Annotated in this window: 19 protein-coding genes and 3 pseudogenes; 12 read left to right on the forward strand and 10 right to left on the reverse strand. The window is 41.4% G+C overall.

Translation table 11 applies throughout. The features are described from left to right. Positions 1–185: 185 nt before the first annotated feature. Positions 186–1751 (reverse strand): annotated as a pseudogene (locus CWB62_RS18855) (transposase). 288 nt (positions 1752–2039) lie between these two features. Here CWB62_RS18855 and CWB62_RS10740 point away from each other — a divergent pair. After that, a pseudogene (locus CWB62_RS10740) lies at positions 2040–3082 on the forward strand (IS110 family RNA-guided transposase). Between the two features lie 508 nt (positions 3083–3590). Here the strand turns inward: CWB62_RS10740 and CWB62_RS10745 are convergent. Both CWB62_RS10745 and CWB62_RS10750 read right to left on the reverse strand, forming a co-directional pair. Further along, positions 3591–3881, reverse strand: a complete 291-nt coding sequence (locus tag CWB62_RS10745; protein ID WP_138527708.1) for a hypothetical protein — start codon at positions 3879–3881, stop codon at positions 3591–3593. A gap of 90 nt (positions 3882–3971) precedes the next feature. Beyond that, entirely contained in the window at positions 3972–4388 is a 417-nt protein-coding gene (locus tag CWB62_RS10750; protein WP_138527710.1) for a hypothetical protein, read from the reverse strand. A 281-nt stretch (positions 4389–4669) separates the two neighbouring features. On the opposite strand from CWB62_RS10750, the gene CWB62_RS10760 reads away from it, so the two are divergent. Both CWB62_RS10760 and CWB62_RS10765 read left to right on the forward strand, forming a co-directional pair. After that, positions 4670–5404: an integron integrase gene (locus CWB62_RS10760; protein WP_249310657.1), complete on the forward strand. Its 735-nt coding sequence runs from the start codon at positions 4670–4672 to the stop codon at positions 5402–5404. 211 nt (positions 5405–5615) lie between these two features. Then, positions 5616–5911, forward strand: a pseudogene (locus tag CWB62_RS10765) (tyrosine-type recombinase/integrase); the annotation flags it as partial. Positions 5912–5982: 71 nt separating this feature from the next. Here the strand turns inward: CWB62_RS10765 and CWB62_RS10770 are convergent. The 7 genes from CWB62_RS10770 to CWB62_RS10800 all read right to left on the reverse strand — a co-directional run bounded on the left by CWB62_RS10770 (position 5983) and on the right by CWB62_RS10800 (position 13677). Beyond that, entirely contained in the window at positions 5983–6753 is a 771-nt protein-coding gene (locus CWB62_RS10770) for an SDR family oxidoreductase (RefSeq protein WP_138527712.1), read from the reverse strand. A 9-nt stretch (positions 6754–6762) separates the two neighbouring features. Next, positions 6763–7662, reverse strand: a complete 900-nt coding sequence (gene mmsB / locus CWB62_RS10775; RefSeq protein WP_138527714.1) for a 3-hydroxyisobutyrate dehydrogenase — start codon at positions 7660–7662, stop codon at positions 6763–6765. Positions 7663–7672: 10 nt separating this feature from the next. Next, positions 7673–8824 (reverse strand): enoyl-CoA hydratase/isomerase family protein, encoded by a 1152-nt coding sequence (locus CWB62_RS10780; RefSeq protein ID WP_138527716.1) that lies wholly within the window; start codon positions 8822–8824, stop codon positions 7673–7675. Beyond that, a complete protein-coding gene (locus CWB62_RS10785) occupies positions 8824–9609 on the reverse strand; it encodes an enoyl-CoA hydratase (RefSeq protein ID WP_138527718.1) in 786 nt (261 codons plus the stop codon). Before CWB62_RS10785 ends, CWB62_RS10780 begins: the two co-directional genes overlap by 1 nt. A 10-nt stretch (positions 9610–9619) precedes the next feature. Continuing rightward, positions 9620–10777 carry an acyl-CoA dehydrogenase family protein gene (locus CWB62_RS10790; protein ID WP_138527721.1) on the reverse strand — a complete coding sequence of 386 codons (1158 nt, stop codon included), beginning with the start codon at positions 10775–10777 and terminating at the stop codon, positions 9620–9622. Positions 10778–10913: 136 nt separating this feature from the next. After that, positions 10914–12404: a CoA-acylating methylmalonate-semialdehyde dehydrogenase gene (locus CWB62_RS10795; RefSeq protein ID WP_138527723.1), complete on the reverse strand. Its 1491-nt coding sequence runs from the start codon at positions 12402–12404 to the stop codon at positions 10914–10916. A 91-nt stretch (positions 12405–12495) separates the two neighbouring features. Further along, complete coding sequence (locus CWB62_RS10800) at positions 12496–13677, reverse strand: thiolase family protein (protein ID WP_138527725.1); 1182 nt, start codon at positions 13675–13677, stop codon at positions 12496–12498. A gap of 330 nt (positions 13678–14007) precedes the next feature. Between CWB62_RS10800 and CWB62_RS10805 the strand changes: the two genes are divergently transcribed. The 9 genes from CWB62_RS10805 (at position 14008) to CWB62_RS10845 (ending at position 23801) form a co-directional block, all read left to right on the forward strand. After that, positions 14008–14442, forward strand: coding sequence for a MerR family transcriptional regulator (locus CWB62_RS10805; RefSeq protein WP_010557391.1), 435 nt, complete (start codon positions 14008–14010; stop codon positions 14440–14442). 54 nt (positions 14443–14496) lie between these two features. Continuing rightward, positions 14497–15672 carry an isovaleryl-CoA dehydrogenase gene (locus CWB62_RS10810; protein WP_058403978.1) on the forward strand — a complete coding sequence of 392 codons (1176 nt, stop codon included), beginning with the start codon at positions 14497–14499 and terminating at the stop codon, positions 15670–15672. 10 nt (positions 15673–15682) lie between these two features. Beyond that, entirely contained in the window at positions 15683–17290 is a 1608-nt protein-coding gene (locus CWB62_RS10815) for a carboxyl transferase domain-containing protein (protein ID WP_138527727.1), read from the forward strand. 13 nt (positions 17291–17303) lie between these two features. Then, positions 17304–18074, forward strand: coding sequence for an enoyl-CoA hydratase/isomerase family protein (locus CWB62_RS10820; protein ID WP_058403977.1), 771 nt, complete (start codon positions 17304–17306; stop codon positions 18072–18074). Between the two features lie 8 nt (positions 18075–18082). After that, complete coding sequence (locus CWB62_RS10825) at positions 18083–20074, forward strand: acetyl/propionyl/methylcrotonyl-CoA carboxylase subunit alpha (protein ID WP_058403976.1); 1992 nt, start codon at positions 18083–18085, stop codon at positions 20072–20074. Continuing rightward, positions 20074–20970 (forward strand): hydroxymethylglutaryl-CoA lyase, encoded by an 897-nt coding sequence (locus CWB62_RS10830; protein WP_058403975.1) that lies wholly within the window; start codon positions 20074–20076, stop codon positions 20968–20970. Before CWB62_RS10825 ends, CWB62_RS10830 begins: the two co-directional genes overlap by 1 nt. 251 nt (positions 20971–21221) lie before the next feature. Beyond that, the gene (locus tag CWB62_RS10835) at positions 21222–21920 is read left to right on the forward strand and encodes a CoA transferase subunit A (RefSeq protein ID WP_058403974.1); all 699 of its coding nucleotides are present in this window, start codon (positions 21222–21224) and stop codon (positions 21918–21920) included. A 14-nt stretch (positions 21921–21934) separates the two neighbouring features. Continuing rightward, on the forward strand, positions 21935–22591 hold the full coding sequence (locus CWB62_RS10840) for a CoA transferase subunit B (RefSeq protein WP_058403973.1): 657 nt from the start codon (positions 21935–21937) through the stop codon (positions 22589–22591). Positions 22592–22919: 328 nt separating this feature from the next. After that, positions 22920–23801 carry a LysR family transcriptional regulator gene (locus tag CWB62_RS10845; RefSeq protein WP_010557395.1) on the forward strand — a complete coding sequence of 294 codons (882 nt, stop codon included), beginning with the start codon at positions 22920–22922 and terminating at the stop codon, positions 23799–23801. The last annotated feature ends 571 nt before the right edge of the window (positions 23802–24372 follow it).

Here is a 24372-nt window from a genome sequence, read left to right on the forward strand (position 1 = left end):
TTAACTCGTTTTAAAGTTATTTTTATTGATGAATCAACCATAGCCGAGTTCCTATTTTGATTCAATCAGTTATCGCTATTTTACGTAAAATAGAAAAAGAGAATGTACGGTTATTTTAATGGCTATTTTAGAGGGAGTTACAGGTGCTTGATTGGCACATTTTGGCTTAAAAGGGCTCCCCTTTTTTAATGCAGCCTGTTTTGCAGCTTTTCTATGTTATGAACAAGGCAGTACAGTTGCCATTGCGCATTCACTTTCGTTTGACCCCGTAAGGTCAGTTTATTCATGCCTTTATTCACTGTAATATTCCGCCTTTTATTTAAAGGAAAGCAGGCTCTATACAACCTAGTCATTTGCCATTCCTTCAATAAAAAGCTGTCGTCGCCACATCGGGCTGTCTATTTTGACCTTCATTTTGTCGATGTAGCTTAGCTTTTTACGCGATTCATTATTTATAAACTGAACTTGTCGCCCCGTTTTTATCGGTGGCTTTCGCATGCACTGCTGTTGCAGTGGGCATACTTTACAGTCTCTTAAGTAACCGCAGAATCGGGTGTATTGTTGGTTGTGGCTGTTTACATTAACTCCGCTTCGCCACATATCTTTGCCTGCGGGGCAGCGGCAGGTTTGGGTTACTTCATCATAGTGGAAGTCGTTTGAGGTAAATAACCGAGGCTTGCCTTTTCTGCGTTTTAATCGGCGTTTTTCTTGCTCTGTTTCATAGGTTTCGCTGGCTTTAAATCGCGGATTTCGTTTTCTAAACTGATTATCGGCTATGTATGTATCAAAGCCACTTTGCGCCATAAACTCTAGGTTTGCTTCGCTGTTAAATCCACTGTCTGCGGTGAACTTAATTGTCCGTTCGTCTGTGATTTTATCGGTGTTTAATTTATCAAGTTGTTGTTTTAATTGCTCAACGGCTGGCTGGAGTGTTTGTTGCTCGCCCACTGAGCCCCATGCGTGTGCTTGCAGTATAATTTGGTGCTTGTCGTCATTTATCGCAATGCCATTGTAGCCTTGAATGGTGCCTTTGGAGGTCGTCATTTTTGCGCTGTCTGGGTCGGTGATATTACTTTTAACTGGCTTGCCTTTACTGCCTGTTTTCTCTTGATGGGTGGCTAGAAACGCCGTGATTTTAGCGGCGCTTTTTTCGAGTTTTTCTTTTTGCTTTAAGTCGTGAGTGACAAGCTCTTCACCTAGGCCATCTTGGGCTTGATGGCGTTCAATGATGCGTTTACTTGCGCGCTCTAGTTTTTCTTGTTTGCGGCCTAGTTCATCAAATGTGCCGCTCCACTCTTTGCTCGCATTCGATTTCAATTTACACCCATCAATGGCAAATAGGTTACGGCCTATCAAGCCTTCTTCATCACATATCATCAATACTTGCGTAAATAGTAGCTCAATCTGTTCGTGCATTTTGGCTACGAAACCCGCTATTGATGTGTAATGCGGCTGAATATCCCTGTCACACTCATGAACAGAATATTGTTCTCACAGGCCTTGGCTATTCGGCGGCTACTTATTAACCCATGCGCATAACCGAGTAAAATAATCTTTAACATGACCGTGGGCGGATACGCCGCAGCACACGTTTTATCGTTGTTGTACCATGCATCAAACCCCGTTAAATCGAGTTTATTTTCAACAATATAACAAAGCGCATACTCAAAGGTACCTGGCAAAATTTGCTCAGCGAAATTGATGGGAATGAATTTATTTTGGCAGGATAAGTCAGGCTTGTAGTTGGCCATAACAATTTACCGTAGGTGAATAATATCTATTAGATCACAGCAACCCTGTGGTTTCAAGGTTGAAAAACAATCAGTTTTGTATAGTAGGATATGTTTCTAAAAAGAGTAATTCTACAGCCTCAACGCCCCAATAAGGGGCTAAAAATTGTTTGCAAAAATGTTGAGGAACGAAAACAGCAAACTGTTTTTAGTCCTTATTAATTAGCTTGATACTCATTGAGCCTCCTCCCCAGCATCGCGATTATTCGCTACGCTGAAAAGGCAACCAACCTTACAGGAGAAAGCTCAATGAACTTTTACAATAACATGCATCCATATTATTGTGGAATCGATTTACACGCCCGATTACTTTACGTCTGTATCATTGATAATACAGGACTTATCCTTGTTCACAAGAAAATTAAAGATGACCCAGAAGCACTATTAAAACTACTAAAACCGTATATCGGTGACATTGTGGTTGGCGTAGAATGCATGCACTGTTGGTATTGGGTCGCTGATTTTTGTAAAGAACACACTATCGACTTTATCCTCGGTCATGCTTTGTATATGAAAGCAATTCATGGCGGTAAAGCCAAAAACGATAAAATAGATTCATATAAAATTGCCAAACTCATCCGTGGGGGGAACTTTCCGCTTGCTTATGTCTATGACAAAGATATGCGTGCTACGCGCGACTTATTACGCCGAAGAACTAAAATTGTTCGCCACGGGGCTGATTTAAAAGCCCATGTCGCCAATACCGCCAGCCAGTACAATTTACCTGCCCACAACGTGAATTTAAAGAACGTCTGCGACAGAGAAAAGATGCGTTATTACTTTCCTGATCCCGTTGTTCAACGCTCTATTAATTTAAACATGGCCATACTCGATTGCTACCACAATGAGCTTAAGCCTTTAGAGCATTATATTGAACAAATGGCCAAGCAACACAATCCTGTCCCCCTTAATATCTTGCAAACAATTAATGGGATAGGCCGCATTCTCGCACTTACCATTATTTATGAAATTGGTGACATCAATCGCTTTTCAAGCGTACAAAAGTTCGCTTCATATAGTCGGTTAGTCAAATGTAAAGCAGAGTCTGCCGGTAAAACCTATGGCACCCAAGGCAACAAAATTGGCAACGCACATCTAAAATGGGCGTTCTCCGAAGCCGCTGTATTGCTGCTGCGTCACAATCACAACGCCAACAAATACCTCGAAAAACTACAAAACGAATGAGCAAAGCCAAAGCACTGTCAGCGCTTGCGCATAAGCTTGGTCGCTGTGTTTATTATATGCTTAAAAAAGAGACGGTATTCGATGAAGTAAAATTCTTAAAGAGTTAGTCACGGTACTGAGTGAGCTGAACATCTAACTGGATATAAGGCTGAGCATCAATCAATTGGGTGAGTTAATAACCAACAACGTTTAACCTGATTATATGCCTACAAACCTAAGCCACTTGTCTTGATTAGACGCTCAGTACGCGTGCATTAATACAATAAACAAAGTCGCTTACACCTGACTTGATAACTGCGTTACGCACCTTAATCTAACTGGATCATAATGATGAAACCAGCCGCCTTGAATAGTGCCATGATGAGGTTAACCGATGAATGTCTAGTGCCCCAGCAACCCCAAAAGGATATGGGAAAAACCTGGCTGCGATGAGATCGCAATAAGAGATTACTGCGTAACGCACCCTATTTGTGTTTGCCGTAAGCTACTTGCTTAACAGCCGTATCGACAGACGAAGTAAACGAATTTGTTTATTGGTTTAGAATTGACCGTCAATTTATAAAAACGGTCAAAAAGAACACTAATGCCTATTGACAGAGTTAAGGCTCATATGTGTTATATGCCAATAGCTGCAATGCAACGACTAACAATTCCACATGCCTCTGTATTATCTTTATGCTCGGTTAGTACTTGATTAAGTTCAGATAGGATTAAACCTTTTAACTCTTCTGGCACATCACCCTCATCTTCATAAAGTAACTCATCATGATCATCAAATCCTTCATGGTCTCTCAACGATAAAGTAAAACCTTTTGATTCATCCTCTGGATCAACAAACATAAAGATGGTGCTTCCATCATCATAGCCACCACAAAAGTCGTAACCTGAAAATTTATAACCTGACATTGCGGCAGACACTCCTTGACATATAACGCCTCGTTAAGAGGCAAATAATATGTTGGCTAAAATAAGCGACGCAGGAGCAAAAGCCAACTGTTATTTGTCCTGCTTTAACGTGTTGTTATATACAAACTCTTTGAGCTTTCGAAACCTTTTGTCATCAAAGCTTAACTCTCCTCTGTAGCCATAAGAGCCAGTGCAAGTTGAAACATAATTTTTAAAGTAACTGGAATTTGGAACAAACAAAACAAACTTTTGACCAGGATATAGGTGAATACCGCAATTACCAGAAGAAGTTACAACAGAACTAACCTGTTCATTGTTTTTAAAACTTTCGATTACATTAAACTTTGCTTCGATGAGTTTTCTTTTGAAAATATCTACGCCTCTATCATCTTCTGCCTCTTTAAGAGATAGACTTATAACTTCGACTAACATGACAGATTTTGAGTTTTCAAAAGCCTCATTTAATTCAAGTCCCTCGCACTTACACGCAAAAGATGAGAATGACATGAACGTAAGGCAAGTAAATATAAAACCCTTTAAATACACCGAAACTTCCTTTGTATATAACAGCTTATTGAACACCACTTTGGGGGTTTATAACACCCCAAAACGGCGTATATTACATTTCTTAATAATTCCACTAAACAACTTCAATGTAAACAAGTGATTACGTATATTGTAAAGTTATTGTCGTTAAAATACACCAAAACGACTTTTAATAATGTTATTGGACATAATACAAATAACTGTCTATATATACAGTACGCTTTAAAAGTTGAGTATCATTTATGAAATCTCCCTTTCTAACCATGATTAAAGACCTTATGTATAAAAAGCGGTATGCAAAGAGCACTATTGAAGCTTATCTTTTTTGGATAGGTGGCTATATCCGCTTTAATAATATGCAGCACCCAACCTCTATGGGGGACACTCAAGTTGAATTATATTTAAACCATTTAGTAAACTCGCAAAACGTAGCGCAAGGCACACAAGCGCAGGCACTAAATGCGCTAAGCTTCCTATATAAAGAAATAATCAAGACCCCCCTCTCATTATCATTAAACTTTGTAAAAAGTGAACGCCCAAGAAAGCTACCTGTTGTGCTTACTCAAACAGAAGTTTCAGAACTATTTAAACACTGTGTAGCAAAGCATTATTTACCCTGTGGACTACTTTATGGCAGTGGTATGCGCTTAATGGAAGTACTGCGTTTACGAGTACACGATATTGACATTGACTATAACTGCATTCGAATTTGGGATGGAAAAGGAGGTAAAAATCGTGTTGTAACGCTTGCCGCAGAACTCATACCGCAATTACGTTCTCAAATACAATTAGTTGATAGTTACCTACAATTAGATCTTAGAAACCCTTTGTATAGCGGTGCGTATATGCCGCATTTGTTACGAAAAAATAGCCAAACCAAAATAAACAGCTGGGCTGGCAATATTTATTCTCATGTTATAAAACTAGGGCCTGTTGACCTTTCAGGATTAAAATTTGTTCAATCTAGGGCTATTTAATAGCGGCGAGAGGTTTGTAACCTAGTGGGCTAAGTAAAAACTGAGCAATAAATAGTAAATTGCCCCTAGGCAGAACCCTCCGGGCAGCGCATGTTTGGCATTTATTCCACGTTATCGCCTATTTATGGGGAATAACCACACTACATAGACTCTGCCTTGCCTAAATACCAAACACACTGCTGCAAATTTAACTTCGAAAGATAAACAGGCCCTGAGCCTTGATCCAGAGAGTAAGCAATTAAGGCGCCATCATATTGATGAAAAGCAAATACAACCCGCGGTTAAAAAAGCTGCTTTTGATGCACATATAAGTAAACACGTTGCCCCCCATACTTTACACCACTCATTCGCTACACATTTGCTGCAAAGGGGCTCTGATATAAACACAGTACAAACACAACTAGGTCAAAGCGATGTGCGGACTACGCAAATATATACCATGTACGACAACAAGGTGCTAACCGGGTTGTTAGCCCTTTTTTTAAGATTATAAAGGTCCAAACTTAAAATAAAAAAAGCACAACCCAAAAGGCTGTGCTTTTTAATCACCTAACACGCATACGTTTATAAACATTAGTTTACAAACGAATACCGCCGTCTATCTCTACTACACGACCAGTGAAAAAGTCGTTTTCGATAATATACTGAGCAGTATGAGCTATCTCAGTTGTTTCACCTAAACGTCCTACGGGTGTTACTGCTAGCATGCGTTGTTTGGCTTCTGGCTTCATTACGTCGGTCATAGCGGTGCTAATAACACCCGGTGCAATTGCGCCCACGCGTATACCAAAGCGACCAAGCTCTTTTGCCCATGTGGTGGTGAGTGCCACAACACCCGCTTTTGAAGCAGCGTAGTTTGTTTGGCCTATGTTACCCGCACGCGCTACGCTCGACATGTTTACAATTACCCCGCCTTTACCTGATTCTATCATGTGGCTTGCAGCTTCGCGCCCTGCCAAAAATACGCCAGTGAGGTTTACATCAATCACTGATTGAAATTGATCAAGCGACATTTTTTTAACCACTTTGCCGTCTTTGGCTTTTATAAACATGCCATCGCGTAAAATGCCGGCGTTGTTAATAAGTACACCAATGTAGCCAAAGTCGTTGTTGATGGTATTAAATACGTTTTCTACTTCGCTCTCTGCGGTTACGTTTGCAGCGTAGCCTTTTATAGTGCCAGATACACCTTCAAGCTGTGTTAGCTGCTCGCACGCTGTATTTAATAGATCTTGCGCCATATCAATTAACGCAATGTTAGCGCCCATTAAGGCAAACTTTTGCGCCATTGCAAAACCTAAACCTTGTGCGCCACCGGTAATAACGACGGTATTATTTTTGATTTCCACAATACTTTCCTACTTTGAAAACAATTTAAATATGGCACTAAAATCATCACTGCCTGCACCTTGGTGCTGGAGCATGGTGTACAAGTTTTTTGCCATAGAACCCATAGGGGTTGATGAATTACTTTGCTGTGCGGCTTCCATGGCAAGGCCTAAGTCTTTTGCCATTAAATCGACCATAAAGCCTGGCTTATAATTATTACTAGCCGGTGCTGTTTCCATTACATCAGGACACGGATTATAAAGCTCAAGCGTCCAGTTACGACCAGAACTTGCGGTCATAATGTCGCTAAGTACTTTTGGATCTAACCCATTGTTAATACCCATTTGAATTGCTTCACTTGTGCCTGCCATTAATATGCTAAGCAGCATGTTGTTGCATATTTTAGCAACTTGGCCTGCACCAATATCGCCTGCATGAAATATGTTTTTACCCATATCTACCAATACGGTGTGTGCTTTTTCAAATGCTGTTTGTTCACCACCAACAATAAAGGTCAACGTGCCAGCCGCTGCACCTGCAACACCGCCTGATACTGGTGCATCTACAAAGCTAATGCCCTGCTCGCCAAGTGCGCTGCCAACCACACGGGCCGACTCTGCATCTATTGTGGAGCAATCAATCACTAAGGTGTTTTTACTAAGCACATTAATCAAGCCGCTATCGTCGTTATTGCCTAAATAAAGCGATTTAACATGCTTGCCCGCTGGCAACATACTAATAAGTATATCGGCATTGGTTGCGCATGCTTTTGCATTTTCAGCTACGTGTGCACCTTTGCTTGCAAGTTCATTTAAGACCGACTGGTTTAAATCGAATGCCGTAACACTGTGGCTGGCTTTAATTAAGTTAGCCGCCATTGGGCCGCCCATATTTCCTAAACCGATAAAACCAATGTTAAGTTTACTCATCGTCTTTCCTTTATTTTTGTGTTGCCGTGTCTAGGTCATCAAGTGGGTGGTTTTCGCCAAATCTGTTAGCAAAAAAGCTCTCTATTATTGTTTGTGGTACATCACTAAGTGTTTTGTATTGCCAATTAGGCGCGCCGTCTTTATCTATTAATAGCGCTCTTACGCCTTCTTGAAATTCGCCAACTTCACCGGCTCTAACCGACATACCTAGTTCCATTTTAAAACAATCTAAAAGGCTTTTATCTTTACTTGCTTTTAGTTGCTCACTGACTAACGCACAACTTAGTGGGCAACCATGTTTTAACGATTTTTGTGCACGTTGCAACCACTTATCGTCGGTGTTTAAATTTAATAAGTAATCTACTTGTTGTTGTAAAGTACTTAAATCACCTAACTGTTGAATGGTGTCTAAATTAGCCTTAACGTTGCCTTTTGGCATATCTGCAGACTGCGCATTTAACTGATTTAATAAATTAGTTAATACCGTGTGGTTGTCGCTTGCAGTAGTAGCCCAGCTGGTAGCTAAAATAGTATTTAGCATAGTGTTATATAGACTGCTGTCGATAAAGTGATCGGCAAGCGATACAAAACATGCATCATCGCAATTAATAGACGCTGACGTTAATCCTAAAAACAAGCCAACACATTTAGGCATGTTGTGCAAAAAATGGCTACCGCCAACATCGGGGTATAACCCTATTGTTTGTTCAGGCATGGCTATACGTGAAGTTTCGGTAACAACACGGTGGCTTGCGCCAGCCATTAGCCCTAATCCGCCGCCCATTACAATGCCGTTACCCCAAACAAGAATAGGTTTAGCGTAGGTGTGTATTAGGTAGTCAAGCTTATATTCTTGTGTAAAGAAATCTTCAACTAAACTTGTGGGCTCACCTTGTGCCATTGCATGATATAAGCTGACTACATCGCCACCTGCGCAAAACGCTTTGTCCCCTGCGCCTTTTAAAATGACCATTGCGATGGCATCGTCGTTTGCCCATGCCTTTAGTTGAGGGGTAATCAATTTGATCATGTTAAAATTAAGCGCATTTAACGACTTAGGTGCATTAAGTGTAATAAGCCCAATTAAACGGCCATTGGCCGCGGTTGCCGTCTCAAAAAGTACCGAATCATCCGCTTTATTTAATAAGGTTAAATTACTCATTAGCCATTGACCCATTTTGCTTTTCGTTTTTCTAAAAAGGCATTAACGCCTTCTTTTTGATCGTCAGTATCAAATAAACCAACAAACAGTTCGCGCTCAAATGGTAAAACGCTCGCCATGGGTTGGTGGCGCCCTTTTTGAATCAATGTTTTACATGCCGCAACCGAGCTAGGGCTTTGCTCACTCACTAGGTTTGCAAGATTAAGCGCAGCAGAAAAACTCTCACCTTGGCCAACAACCTCTTCGACTAAACCAATGTGTAATGCTTTATCAGCTTTTAATCGCTCGCCACATAAAATCATACGCTTTGCCCAGCCTTCGCCAACTAACCAAGCGAGATTTTGGGTGCCACCCGCACACGGTAATAAACCGACTTTTGCTTCAGGGAGTGCCATTTGTGCTTGTTGTTCAGCAATGCGTATATCACACGCTAAAGCGACCTCTAAACCGCCGCCCATGGCATACCCGTTTATTGCTGCAACCGACACACCTCTAAAGTTAGTCAATGCTTCAAATGCTTCGCCAAATACACGTGACATGTCTGCAGCGATGCCTTTATCGCCACTGGCAAATACATTAAGGTCGGCGCCTGCGCTAAAAAACTTCTCGCCTTCACCGGTTAGTACTAACGCATAAATATTTTTATCATTATTAAGCGCAGTAACTTTATTTTTTAAATCAATTAACGTGTCTTTTGTCCAGGTATTCGCTGGCGGGTTAGACATAGTTAAAATAGCAACATGGCCTTGGGTGGTTAACTCAATACTTGGTTTTGATTCAGACATACCGTGCTCCTTATAAAATTTCGCTTGCAGACTCAGCTAAAATTCGGCGCGCTATAATCACACGCATTATTTCGTTTGTGCCTTCCAGTATTTGATGTACGCGCACGTCACGTACGTGGCGCTCTAATGGGTATTCTTTTATGTAACCGTAACCACCATGTATTTGAAGCGCTTCATTACAAACTGTAAAGCCAACATCGGTTGCAAACCGTTTTGCCATGGCACAATAGGTGGTTTTTTCGCTGTCGCCCGTATCAAGTTTAAATGCCGCAAGCCTTACCATTTGGCGAGCAGCTACAAGCTCTGTATTCATATCAGCAATTTTAAATTGTAACGCTTGAAAAGCAGCCAGCGGTTTACCAAATTGTGAGCGTTCTTTTAAATATTCGCGTGCTGTATTTAAAGCGGCCTGTGCTGTACCAATTGAGCAGGTGGCAATGTTAATTCGCCCGCCATCAAGGCCTTGCATTGCAAACTTAAAACCTTCGCCTTCAGCCCCTAGTAAGTTATGTGCGGGAATACGCACATCTTCAAAGCTAATTAAGCGTGTAGGCTGTGCATTCCAACCCATTTTTTCTTCTGCTTTGCCATATTCAACACCTTTTGCATCAGCAGGTACTACAAACGCAGAAATACCCGCAGCGCCTTCGCCACCAGTACGCGCCATTACAACGAGCACTTCTGTTTCGCCCGCGCCCGATATAAACATTTTAGAGCCGTTAATAACGTACTCGTCGCCATCGCGTACTGCTTTGGTTTTAAGTGATGCAGCGTCTGAGCCTGACCCTGGCTCGGTTAAACAGTATGATGCTAATAACTCACCCATTACTAATTGTTCTACGTATTGATCTTTTATTGCGTCGGTACCAAAACTGGCAACCATCCACGTAGCCATATTATGAATAGTAAGCATGGCGGTAGTTGCCGTACAGCCTAGCGCAAGCTGCTCAAAAATAATGCTTGAGTCTAAACGTGATAAACCAAGGCCACCGGCTTCTTCTGGTGTGTATAAACCACAAAAGCCTAATTCTCCGGCTGCTTTAATTGTGTCTTTAGGAAAAATATGCTCGCGATCCCATTTAGCCGCATGAGGTGCAAGCTCTGACTCGGAAAATTGGCGAGCAGTTTGTGCAAAGGCTTGTTGGTCTTCTGATAAGTTAAAGTCCATGGTAGACCTCTTTAGTTGTGTGTTGTCAGTTTTCCCGTAACGGGATTGTGAGTGAAGAGCGGCGAAGGCTTATTTATGTGTGTGTGAAAAACCTTCGCGCCCGTCTTTGTTATTATTTTTAGTGTGTGATTATTAATTATTTTAAGTTAATGCTCATATTAGGCCCTGAAGCGATATCGTCTTCAAACCAACGTGAGGTAATGGTTTTTGTTTCTGTGTAAAAACGAATACCTTGCTTACCATATGTATGAGTATCGCCATAAAAAGAGCCTTTCCAACCCGTAAATGAGAAAAACGGCAGTGGCACCGGAATTGGCACATTAATACCCACTTGGCCAACTTCAATTTCGTGCTGAAATTTACGTGCAACTGCACCGCTTGAAGTAAATAGTGAAGTACCATTGCCATATGGGCTTTCGTTAATTAGGGCGATGGCTTCTTCTAATGTGTCTACAAACATACACGCTAAAACAGGACCAAAAATCTCTTCTTTATATAAGTCCATTTCTTTTGTAACGTCTGTAAATAAAGTTGGGCCAACCCAGTTACCTTGCTCGTAACCTTCTACTGTAAAGTGAGAGCCATCTATTAAACAGGTTGCACCTTGTTCTTTACCGCTTTCGATAAGTGATAAAATGCGCTCTTTTGCCGCTTTTGATGTCTGCGGTCCGTAGGCAGCGTCTTTGTCGTCCCATAAACCTGGGCGTACTTTTTTAAAGCCTGCTTTTATTTCATCTACCCATTCACTCGCTTGACCAACAAATACAGCAACCGAAATTCCCATACAACGTTGCCCTGCAGCACCAACAGATGCACCAACCAAGTTATTGACAACATGCGACTTACTCGCATCAGGCATAATAACCATATGGTTTTTTGCGCCCACACACGCTTGTACACGTTTAAGGTTTTGTGTGCCTTTAGAGTAAATGTACGCACCTACACCACACGAACCTACAAACGAAATAGCACGAACGGCTTTATCTTCTAATAAGCGGTCTACTTGTGGTTTTGTACCATGAACAATTTGCAGTACGCCTTTAGGTGCACCCGCTTCAATAAATAGTTCAGCTAAGCGCATTGGTGTTAGAGGGTCTTGCTCTGATGGTTTTAATATAAATGTGTTACCACACACAATTGCCAGCGGAAACATCCAAAGTGGGATCATCGCCGGAAAGTTAAATGGCGTAACACCCGCACACACACCTAATGGTTGCATGTATGAATACGTATCGATTTTACGCGCTACGTTTTCCATTGTTTCGCCCATCATCAGCGAAGGCGCATTTGCAGCTTGTTCTACAACTTCTATACCACGCCATACATCGCCTTTTGCATCTTCAAAGGTTTTGCCTAATTCGTGACAAATAATAGTGGCTAGCTCGTCATGGTGTTCTTTTAAAAGCGCAGCGTATTTCATCATGATGCGTGCGCGTTCTGTGATTGGAACATCTTTCCATGTTTTAAATGTTTCAGAGGCTGAAGCAATGGCTGCATCCATTTCTGCATCGGTGGTACAAGGAACCTGTGCTAAAACCTCTTGGTTTGCTGGGTTTATAACATCGATTAGCTCTTTGGAAGTTGATTTAATAAATTCGCCATCTATTAATAGTGGAACTTGGTGCATGGGTAAATCCTATTATATTAGTGTGTTAGTTTTAAAAATAACGCAGCTTTATTATTGTTATGTTGCTGCGTATTTTTAATGTGATTGGTACTTAGAAAGCTTCTACTGCCATTGCAACGGCTTCACCGCCACCAATACATAAAGAAGCAACCCCTTTTTTAAGGCCACGATTTTTAAGTGCATGAATAAGCGTAACTAAAATACGTGCGCCACTGGCACCAATTGGGTGGCCAAGTGCACACGCTCCACCGTTTACATTCACTTTGCTTTCGTCAAGCTTAAGCTCGTTAATAGCAAGCATTGTTACCATGGCAAACGCTTCATTAATTTCCCAAAGGTCAACGTCATCCGTTGTCCAACCGGCTTTATCAAGCACACTATTCATTGCGCCTACAGGTGCTACGGTAAATTCGCTAGGTTTTTGAGAATGTGTGCTGTGAGCAACAATTCTACAAAGGGGTGTTAGGCCCTCAGCCTTGGCTTTTGATTCGCTCATGAGTATGAGTGCGGCACCACCATCTGAAATAGATGATGAGTTAGCCGCAGTGATTGTGCCGTCTTTTTTAAATGCGGCACGTAAGCTTGGGATTTTTTCAGGACGTGCATTACCCGGTTGCTCATCAACCGATACGGTTACATCGCCTTTTCGTGTTTGTAATATGTGTGGCGCTATTTCGTTTTCAAAGCTGCCGTTTTCAATTGCAGCATTCGCTTTACTTAACGAACTTAATGCAAAATTATCCATTTGTTCACGGCCAATGCCATACTCGTCGGCGGTGCCTTGTGCAAAACACCCCATTGCTTTGTTATCGTAAGCGTCTTCGAGGCCATCGCTCATCATATGGTCTTTAATTTCACCGTGGCCCATGCGCATACCGCCACGCGCTTTTGGAATAAAGTAAGGGGCGTTGGTCATGCTTTCCATACCACCAGCAATAGCTGTTTGTATAGAGCCGGCTTTTATTAAGTCGTTAGCCAGCATGGCTGCTTTTAGTCCTGAACCGCAAACTTTGTTAATTGTAGTCGCACCCGTACTTAGTGCGAGACCTGCTTTAAGCATGGCTTGACGAGCTGGCGCTTGGCCTAAACCAGCGGGAAGTACACAGCCCATAATCACTTCGTCAATTGCGTCGCTATTTAATCCGGTTTGCGCTAATGCACTTGCAATAGCCGTTGCACCTAATTCAGTAGACTGAGCATCGCTTAGCGCGCCCATAAAACCACCCATAGGCGTGCGTTTTGCAGCTACAATTACCACTGATTCTAAAGACATTGCTAACTCCATTGTATTTAAAGGTAAATAGTTGTTAGAATATTTACTCTATTAATTGTGTTTTAAATTATTATTTAATAAGCATACACAATACTAACGTTTACGCTAACGTCAACTAAAAACAGTTAAAATTATACTTTTTAAACTGTAAGGTTTCTTTGCCACTTTTAGTTAATGCAGCCCCCACGCACAATAAATGTTTGTAATTTAACTATTTAAATTGCATTTACTGTTAACCACCGCATTTGTATTTATTTCATATCAGCCAGCACTTTACCTTTACGTAAACTTCACTTATATTGGAGTTATTCGAATGAGGTAAATTCAACTATGAAACCAGATAATCAAACAAACTTTGCAAGTTCTGCCACTATACCAACCAGTAATGAACAAACTTTTAGCATTAGCGATTTAGCTAAAGAGTTTGACATTACAACGCGCTCTATACGCTTTTACGAAGACCAAGGGCTTTTATCACCCGATCGTAATGGCCAAACCCGTATTTATTCTAAGCGCGACAAAGTACGCCTAAAGCTTATATTACGTGGTAAACGTTTAGGCTTTACGCTTGCCGAAACAGGCCGTTTGTTTGAATTGTATGACGCTGATAAATCAAGCGCTAAACAGCTAGTCACAATGCTTGATCTGATTTCAGAGAAAAAGGCCGACCTTTCGCAACAAATGGACGACATTAAAGTTGTTTTAATGGAACTCGTTACCGCGGAAAGACGCTGCAGAGACACACTTAATAAAATAGACGAGTAGTTTATTTTAAAAACAAAAACACACTGATAACACACACTCACACAGGAATGAATCATGAGCACTATTTCACTTTATAAAGAGATGAACTTTGGTCTTGGCGAAACCGCCGATATGATACGCGACCATGTAAATAGTTTTTCAAGCCAAGAAATTGCGCCGCTTGCTGAACAGACCGATATTGACAACACATTTCCAAATCAACTGTGGCCGCAAATGGGCGAAATGGGCGTATTAGGTATGACTGTGCCTGAAGAGTTTGGTGGTGCTGGTTTAGGCTACTTAGAGCACGTAATTGCAATGGAAGAAATTAGCCGTGCAAGTGCGTCTATAGGCTTAAGTTATGGCGCACATTCAAACCTGTGTGTAAATCAAATTAATCGTAACGGTAACCAAGCGCAAAAAGAAAAGTACCTGCCAAAGCTTATCAGCGGCGAACATATTGGTGCACTAGCAATGAGCGAGCCAAATGCGGGTTCGGACGTGGTATCGATGAAACTTAAAGCTGAGAAAAAAGGCGATAAGTACATTTTAAACGGTAACAAAATGTGGATCACTAATGGCCCGGATGCAGACACTCTGGTTATTTACGCTAAAACTGATTTAAACGCCGGCGCTAAAGGCATAACAGCATTTATTGTGGAAAAAACATTCCCTGGTTTTTCTACAGCGCAAAAGCTCGACAAATTGGGGATGCGTGGTTCAAACACCTGTGAGTTAGTATTTGAAAACTGCGAAGTACCAGAAGAAAATATTTTAGGGAACCTCAACGAAGGCGTAAAAGTACTTATGAGCGGTCTAGATTACGAGCGTGTTGTACTTGCCGCGGGCCCGCTTGGTATTATGCAAGCGTGTATGGATATAGTAGTGCCTTACATTCATGAGCGTAAACAGTTTGATACCCCTATTGGGCAATTCCAGCTTATTCAAGGCAAAGTTGCCGACATGTACACACAAATGAACGCTGCCCGTTCATACGTTTACACGGTAGCTAAAGCCTGTGACCGCGGCGAAACAACGCGTAAAGATGCCGCGGGTGCCATTTTATACGCCGCTGAGCTTGCAACCAAAATGGCGCTTGATGCGATTCAAATTCTTGGTGGTAACGGATACATAAACGAATACGCAACGGGCCGATTACTACGTGACGCTAAATTATATGAAATTGGTGCCGGCACGTCTGAAATTCGCCGCATGCTAATTGGCCGCGAACTATTCACTGAAAGCCGCTAAGGATTAGATTATGACGATTTTAAAATCGAGCGTAAATCCACACGATCCTACTTTTGTGCAAAATCATAAAAACATGTCGATGCTGGTGGATGATTTACGCGATAAAGTAGCAACAATTAGTTTAGGTGGTGGCGCTGCTTTAAAAGAGCGCCATGAAGGCCGCGGTAAATTATTTGTACGAGACCGTATAAGTACATTAATTGACGAAGGTTCACCATTTTTAGAAGTTTCTCAATTTGCGGCATTTGGCGTATATGAGCAAGCTATCCCGTGTGCAGGTGTCGTAGCTGGTATTGGCCGTGTAAAAGGTATTGAATGCATGATCATTGCAAACGATGCGACGGTTAAAGGCGGCACCTACTTTCCGCTTACAGTTAAAAAGCATTTACGAGCGCAAGATATTGCAGAGCGATGCCATTTGCCATGTATTTATCTTGTAGACTCTGGTGGTGCAAACCTGCCTGAACAAGATGATGTATTTCCTGATAAGTTACATTTTGGGCGTATTTTTTACAACCAAGCGCGTATGTCAGGCAAAGGCATTCCACAAATTGCTGTTGTAATGGGATTATGTACCGCAGGTGGTGCGTACGTACCTGCTATGGCAGATGAAAGCATTATTGTTAAAGAGCAAGGCACGATATTTTTAGCAGGTCCCCCGCTTGTTAAAGCGGCAACAGGTGAAGAGGTAACGGCTGAAGAACTTGGTGGTGCAGACGTTCATTGTAAAACATCAGGGGTAGCTGATCACTTTGCCGAAAACGACGAGCATGCGCTGTCTATTGCACGCCAATGTATTGAGCGTATTAACTATACACGCCCTACTTCGCCGTTATTAAAAGATATAAAAGCGCCTCGGTACGATATAAATGAACTGTACGGCATTGTGGGTACCGATCTTAAAAAACCATTTGACGTACGCGAAGTCATTGCCCGAACGGTTGATGATTCATCGTTTGATGAATTTAAACGCTACTTTGGCGAAACACTCGTAACGGGCTTTGCTAGCATTTACGGCAACCCTGTTGGCATAGTCGCTAATAATGGCATTTTATTTAGTGAGTCAGCACAAAAAGGCGCTCACTTTATTCAACTGTGTGCACAACGCAATATCCCACTGGTATTTTTGCAAAACATTACTGGTTTTATGGTGGGTAAAAAGTACGAAGCAGAAGGTATTGCTAAGCACGGCGCAAAAATGGTTATGGCAGTATCGTGTGCTGACGTTCCAAAATTCACAGTATTAATTGGCGGCTCTTATGGCGCGGGTAACTACGGTATGTGTGGCCGCGCGTTCGAACCAACCATGATGTGGATGTGGCCTAATGCACGTATTTCAGTAATGGGCGGCGAGCAAGCAGCTGGTGTTATGGCCCAAGTTAAGCAAGACGGCTTAGAACGCAAAGGCCAAAGTATGACCGATGAGCAAATTAGCGAATTTAAAAAGCCAATTATCGACCAGTACGAAGAGCAAGGCCATCCTTATTATGCCAGCGCGCGTTTGTGGGACGATGGCATTATTGACCCAGCCGACACACGTAACGTACTAGGGCTTGCATTGTCGGCTGCTAAAAATGCACCAGCGAAAGAATCTCAATTTGGCGTATTTAGAATGTAACGGAGCGCAGTAAATGTCAGTAACACTACAAATAACAAAATCTAATGTGGCTGTACTTGTTTTAAGCCGCCCTGAAAAAAGAAACGCATTTAATAGCGAAGTAATACACGAATTAATTCAATGTATTGAACATGCTAATACGCTTGATATTAGAGCATTAGTTTTAAAAACAGAAGGTAAACACTTCTCAGCAGGCGCTGACTTAGCATGGATGAAGTCCATGGCTGACAATGATTATGCTGATAACCTTGCTGATTCGATGCAACTTGCAAAACTAATGCAAGTATTAGCTACAAGCCCACACCCTACGGTATGTGCTGTGCAAGGCGCGGCATTTGGTGGCGCATTAGGTTTAATAGCCTGTTGTGATATTGCCCTTAGTAAAGACGATGCACAATTTTGCTTAAGTGAAGTGAAGCTTGGACTTATTCCTGCAGTTATTAGCCCTTATGTAATAAAAGCCATAGGTGAGCGTGCTGCACGCAGATACTTTTTAACTGCCGAAGTGTTTGACGCGCATACCGCTAAACAGCTTGGATTAGTTCATCAAGTAACGGGGAACTTGGAGTGTGCACTGGACAATATGCTTCAAACACTCATTGATAACGGCCCAGTTGCAGTTAAAGCTGCGAAAGCTTTAATTAACGATGTAGCTAACAAACCGATTAATGACAAGCTTATTGAGCTTACTGCCGAGCGGATTGCAAACATACGCGTATCTGAAGAAGGCCAAGAAGGCTTGAGTGCCTTTTTTGATAAACGCCCACCACAATGGCAACTGTAGGATTAATTATGAACACACAAGCATTAAAAAAAATACTCATTGCCAATCGTGGAGAAATTGCGTGTCGCATTATGAGAAGTGCAAAGCAGATGGGGTTAACCACTGTTGCTGTTTACTCAGACGCTGATAAAAATGCTCAACACGTAAAAATGGCTGATGAGGCCTACTACATTGGCCCTGCTCCAAGTAAAGACTCGTACCTTGTAACCGATAAAATTTTGCAAGTAGCTAAAAATAGTGGCGCCGATTGTATTCACCCTGGTTATGGCTTTTTATCAGAAAACAGTGAATTTGCTAAAGCGTGCGAAGCAAACAATATTGCGTTTATTGGCCCTTTAGCTAGCAGCATTGAAGCCATGGGGTCAAAAACCCGCGCTAAAGAAATAATGGCAGCAGCCAATGTACCGTTAGTACCGGGTTATTATGGCGACAATCAAGACCCTCGTTTTTTGCAAAGTGAAGCTGAAAAAATTGGCTACCCTGTACTTATTAAAGCCGCATTTGGTGGCGGTGGTAAAGGAATGCGCGTTGTTGAAAAAGCAAGTGACTTTATAAGCGCTCTTGAAGGTGCACAGCGTGAAGCCATTGCCGGATTTGGTAACGACTTAGTACTACTAGAGCGCTATGTTAACCAACCTCGCCACGTTGAAGTGCAGGTATTTGCAGATAACCACGGTAACTGCGTTTATTTAGGGGATAGAGATTGCTCTTTACAACGTCGTCATCAAAAAGTAATTGAAGAAGCCCCTGCCCCGGGTTTAAGTAGTGCACTACGAAAAGAAATGGGCGAAGCTGCAGTGCGTTGTGCACTGGCTATCAATTACCGCGGCGCTGGTACTGTTGAGTTTTTATTGTGTGGCGATGAGTTTTTCTTTATGGAAATGAATACGCGCCTTCAAGTTGAGCACCCTGTCACTGAAATGGTTACGGGCGTTGATTTAGTAAACTGGCAAATAAATATTGCTGGCGGACTTCCACTTCCTTTAGCCCAAGAAGATATTCAGTTACAGGGTCATAGTTTTGAAGCGCGAATTTATGCCGAAGATCCTGCTAATGATTTTATACCTTGCTCAGGTACGATTGAGGCGATGCATACTCCAAACCAAAATGAGTTTGTACGTATTGATACAGGCATTGCGCAAGGGGATGAAATTAGCCCATATTACGACCCGATGATTGCTAAACTCATAGTCCATGATGATAGCCGCGAACAAGCATTAGGGCGCTTACGCCAAGCGCTCGAGCAGTTTCACCTAGCTGGTTTTAGCACCAACATTGGTTTTTTAAATAACTTAGCTCAGCACCCTACTTTTAATAAAAGCGCACCGAGTACACACTTTATCGCAGAACAAGGCGACTCGTTAGTTGCTGTTAATAATACGCTTGTGCAATCTAGCGAGCTAATTGGCGCATTTGCGTATTTGTGTTCATTAAATAACAAACACGCTGAGGAAAAGAACGCGAGCCCATGGCAGCAACTTAGCGGATTTACATTAAATTCTCCAAGCGTAATTAAAGTACCCTTTAAAGATTTACATTTAAGTGCAATTAAAACCGCAAAAGGGTACGACATTACCCATAACAACACGGTATTTAGCCTTCAAGGTACTGTGGTCAATGGGGGTTGTACTGTATTTATTGATGGTGATAAGCATATTGCGCATGTATCACAAAGTAATGATGCCATCACTGTTATGAATAAAGCACTGCAAGCCAAACTTGAGCTAATGAATAAGCATTATATAAGTTCACACGAAAGTGATGCACTGCCATTAGCTGCACCACTCAATGGTACTGTGGTTAAACACTTAGTTAGCGTTGGGAGTACTATTACTAAAGGCGATCCTGTTGTGATTATTGAGGCCATGAAAATGGAATACACACTCAATGCACCCCATGATGGTATTTTACAAAGCTATTGTTTTGGTGAAGGTGAATTAGTATCACACGGTGCCCTACTCGCAATTGTTGAGGATACAACAGTTCAGGAAGGTGCCTAATGAGCGCCTTTCCTAACTCAGTTCGTATTGTTGAGGTAGGTGCGCGTGACGGCCTACAAAACGAGAGCATAGTCACCACTCAAGATAAAATTTTGCTTATTAATGCACTTGCACAAGCTGGTTTAAAAGATATAGAGGCCGGTGCATTTGTATCCCCTAAGTGGGTGCCACAAATGGCTGACTCAGCAGATGTTATTAACGCACTTGACTTACCAAATGTTAATTTAAGTGCACTAACACCTAATTTAAAAGGTGCGCACGCGGCCCATAGTACTGGTATTAAGGAATTTGCAATTTTTACCGCCGCTAGCGAGTCGTTTTGTAATAAAAATATCAACTGCTCAATTGACGAAAGTATCACGCGTTTCAGTGAAGTGATGAATTTTGCAAGACAGCACAATATTCGTGTTCGTGGTTACGTAAGCTGTGTAGTTGGGTGTCCTTACGAAGGAGACATAGACCCCAAGGCTGTGCTTGACGTAACACAAAAGCTATTAGATTTGGGCTGTTACGAGGTAAGCCTTGGAGACACCATTGGTGTTGGCACAGCAAAAAAAGTAACTCAACTTATAGAATTACTATTGATGCATATAGATAGCAGCAAGCTTGCAGTGCATTTTCATGATACCTACGGACAAGCGCTTACAAATATTTACGCAGCACTAAGCCTAGGCATTTCAACGGTTGACGCGGCAGTTGCGGGCCTTGGTGGGTGCCCATATGCTAAAGGTGCGTCAGGAAATGTTGCCACCGAAGATGTAGTTTACTTACTGCAAGGGCTTGGCATTGAACACGGAATTGATTTACAAAGGTTAAGTGATGCTGGCTGGGAAATAACTAAAGCACTTGGTAAGCAACCTGTGAGCAAAGTATCTGTGGCACTACACACAAAATAACCTGAGCTCTGGATAATAAATCTATCTCTAGCAGCTATTTTCAGCACTAACTGCGTTGAATTTACTTGCAATAGGCCAGCTATTGACGCGTAAATTCGCCTTGTTTTCACTGAAAATCTCTGACTAGAGAAAATAAACTTAAATATCACCCTAATTCATATGTTAGTAAATCTCTTAACCAGAGTTCAGGTTAAATAGCTATCTTATGAGATGATGATTAACAACAAATAACACACAATGAGGAGAGACTCATGGCCGGTTTTGATAAGGTAGTTGCAAGCTACGAAGCTGCAATGGAAGGATTAAAAGACGGTGATACCATTATCGCCGGTGGTTTTGGTTTATGTGGAATACCTGAAGGGTTAATAAAGCAAATTAAAAAGATGAACACAAAAGAGTTGACCGTTGTATCAAACAACTGTGGTGTTGATGATTTTGGTTTAGGCATTTTATTGCAAGACAAACAAATAAAAAAAGTGATTGCCTCGTATGTAGGCGAAAACGCCCTATTTGAGCAGCAATTACTAAGTGGTGAAATAGATGTTGAGCTAACACCTCAAGGTACACTTGCTGAAAAAATGCGAGCCGGCGGCGCGGGTATTCCTGCGTTTTACACCGCCACCGGTTACGGTACTCCAATAGCTGAGGGCAAAGACGTAAAAGAATTTGATGGCCGCCCATACATTTTAGAAGAGTCGATCACTGGCGAGTTTGCCATTGTTAAAGCATGGAAGGCTGACCGCTATGGAAACCTAGTATTTAGACATACCGCAATGAACTTTAACCCAATGGCTGCAACTGCAGGTAAAATTACGGTGGCAGAAGTGGAAGAAATCGTTGAGCCAGGTGAGCTTGAACCAAGCCAAATCCATACCCCTGGTATTTATGTAAATCGCGTGATCAAAGGCAACTTTGAAAAACGCATTGAACGTGTAACAACACGAGATTAAGCAGGAGCATAAAAATGGCATTATCACGTGAACAAGTTGCAATGCGTGTTGCGCAAGAGCTACAAGATGGCTACTACGTTAATTTGGGCATAGGAATTCCGACACTCGTCGCAAACTATGTACCTGATGATATTGAAGTTATGCTACAGTCAGAAAATGGCCTGCTAGGAATGGGTCAATACCCGACTAAAGCAGAACTTGATGCTGATATGATTAATGCGGGTAAAGAAACCGTGACAGCAGCCACAGGTGCCGCCATATTTAATAGTGCAGATAGTTTTGCCATGATACGGGGTGGTCATGTAGACTTAACCGTTCTAGGTGCATTTGAAGTAGACCAAAATGGAAACATTGCATCTTGGATGATCCCAAAAAAGCTCATTAAGGGCATGGGTGGCGCAATGGACCTAGTTGCTGGCGCAAAAAATATAATAGTTACAATGACTCATGCTAGCAAGCATGGTGAGTCTAAGTTACTAGAGTCATGCAGTTTACCGCTAACCGGTGTTAATTGTGTGAAAAAGATAGTAACAGATTTAGCCGTTTTAGAAGTTAAAGACGGCGCATTCCATCTTATAGAGCGTGCACCAGGTGTATCTGTAGATGAAATCATTAGTAAAACAGCAGGTAAATTACTTGTTGACGGTGAAGTACCAGAAATGGTTTTATAAGCTTAGCTTATTTAGTTTCACCCTGTACCGACCTCATTCCCAGTGCCAATGGCGCTGAGTTACCCAAAATCCCTCGTAAGAGGGATTTTTTTTGTCCTCAATGTTATTTTTTTGGTTAATTAATACACGTTTAATGAAATTTTATCTATAGTAGATGCATAGATACTGTGTTATTTGGCTAGAGTTATTGCACTATTTTGTCGTTGTGATGCACCAAATTTGTGAAGTTACTCTATCAATAAAATTAAGTTATTGATAATATTGGCAAATAACATCTGGTTCGATTTTTGCCTATACAGGCAATCCTAACAATTAAATACTGGAACACATGCAAACTCCTATTCGTGGTCTTCGTTCTTTTTGCTTTGCAGCAAGAAGCCTAAGTTTTAAGCATGCAGCTAATGAGCTGTACTTAACGCCGTCGGCGGTAAGCCACCAAATAAAACAATTAGAAGAACAACTTGGTATAGAGCTATTTCATCGTAAAACTCGCTCTATAAGCCTAACTACGGCTGGAAAAAACTTTTTTGATGCGATCTCCCCTATTATTACCATGCTAGAGGGAACCATTAACGAGTTTAGTCAATTACAACAAAACACGAATATCACAATTACTCTGCCAGAATTTTTTGCCAGCGAATTGCTGATGCCAAAATTAAGTGAGTGGACTACTCAGCATCCAAATATAAATTTACAAATGGATACGCTCAAAACACGCAAAGAACTTACCCGCCATAGTGATTTATCTATTGTGCTTTCTTCGAGTAAGCCAACGGAGGGTGCAGTGACTGAATTGTTTAATTTAGAATACATCCCTGCATGTAATAAAAAATTACTTGAACAATGGAAAAATAACGATTTACAAGCATTAAACCAAGTTCCGCTTATTCTCCATAAAGCGCGTCCTTGGGCTTGGCACCAGTGGGCTGAAAAAGTAGGCATAGATGACTTCTCGCCTACGCAGATTATTCAAATAGATAGTATGTTTGGTGTAGCACGAGCTGCACAGCAAGGTATGGGAATTGCGCTAATACCTTTACCAATAAGCCAAAGCTGGTTAGACGAGCAATGGTTGTATAAGTTATTTGAACAGCCATTAACAACAAAAGATAAATATTACTTGGTTCAACATGACTCGAATGTAGCCAATCACCCTCTCGATCTGTTTGCTAAATGGGTAGTTGATACTTTTAGAAAAACACAAGAATAATCATTTTTCAGCATAAATATAATTACTCTTCAGCTGTATAATTAATAAAAAATTCACATAAAATTAATGAAAAAGCTAACTTATTATCAATAGGTTGGCTTTTTTATTTAATTTTTTTATGGTTTAAATTTTTTCACTTATCAGTTTTATTTTTATCGTTTGTTTGAATTTAGGAAACAACATAAAGTCTGTTTAACGAAAGCATTTATGGCGAATGAGTTGTTATATAAAGAGACTAAATTTGAAACCAATTTAGTTTTTATGACTCATATAAATATAGAAAAGAATCTTTATATTGTGTGTGAAGATGTTGTCAGTGTGAAAAACAGTTCAAGTTAGGTGGTGACTTAATTTGGGCTGTTTTATTCCCTTTCAACGGCCACATAATATTAAAATCTGCCTTTGGCAGTAATCGAATCTTTATTGTGTGTGAAGATGTTGTCAGTGTGAAAAACAGTTCAAGTTAGGTGGTGACCTAGTTTGGGCTGTTTTTATTCCCTCCCAACGGCCACATAATATTAAAACCTGCCTTTGGCAGTAATCGAATCTGTATTGTGTGTGAAGATGTTGT

Origin of the sequence: Pseudoalteromonas sp. S408, from assembly GCF_005886645.1 — a bacterium.
Classification (GTDB): Bacteria; Pseudomonadota; Gammaproteobacteria; order Enterobacterales; family Alteromonadaceae; genus Pseudoalteromonas.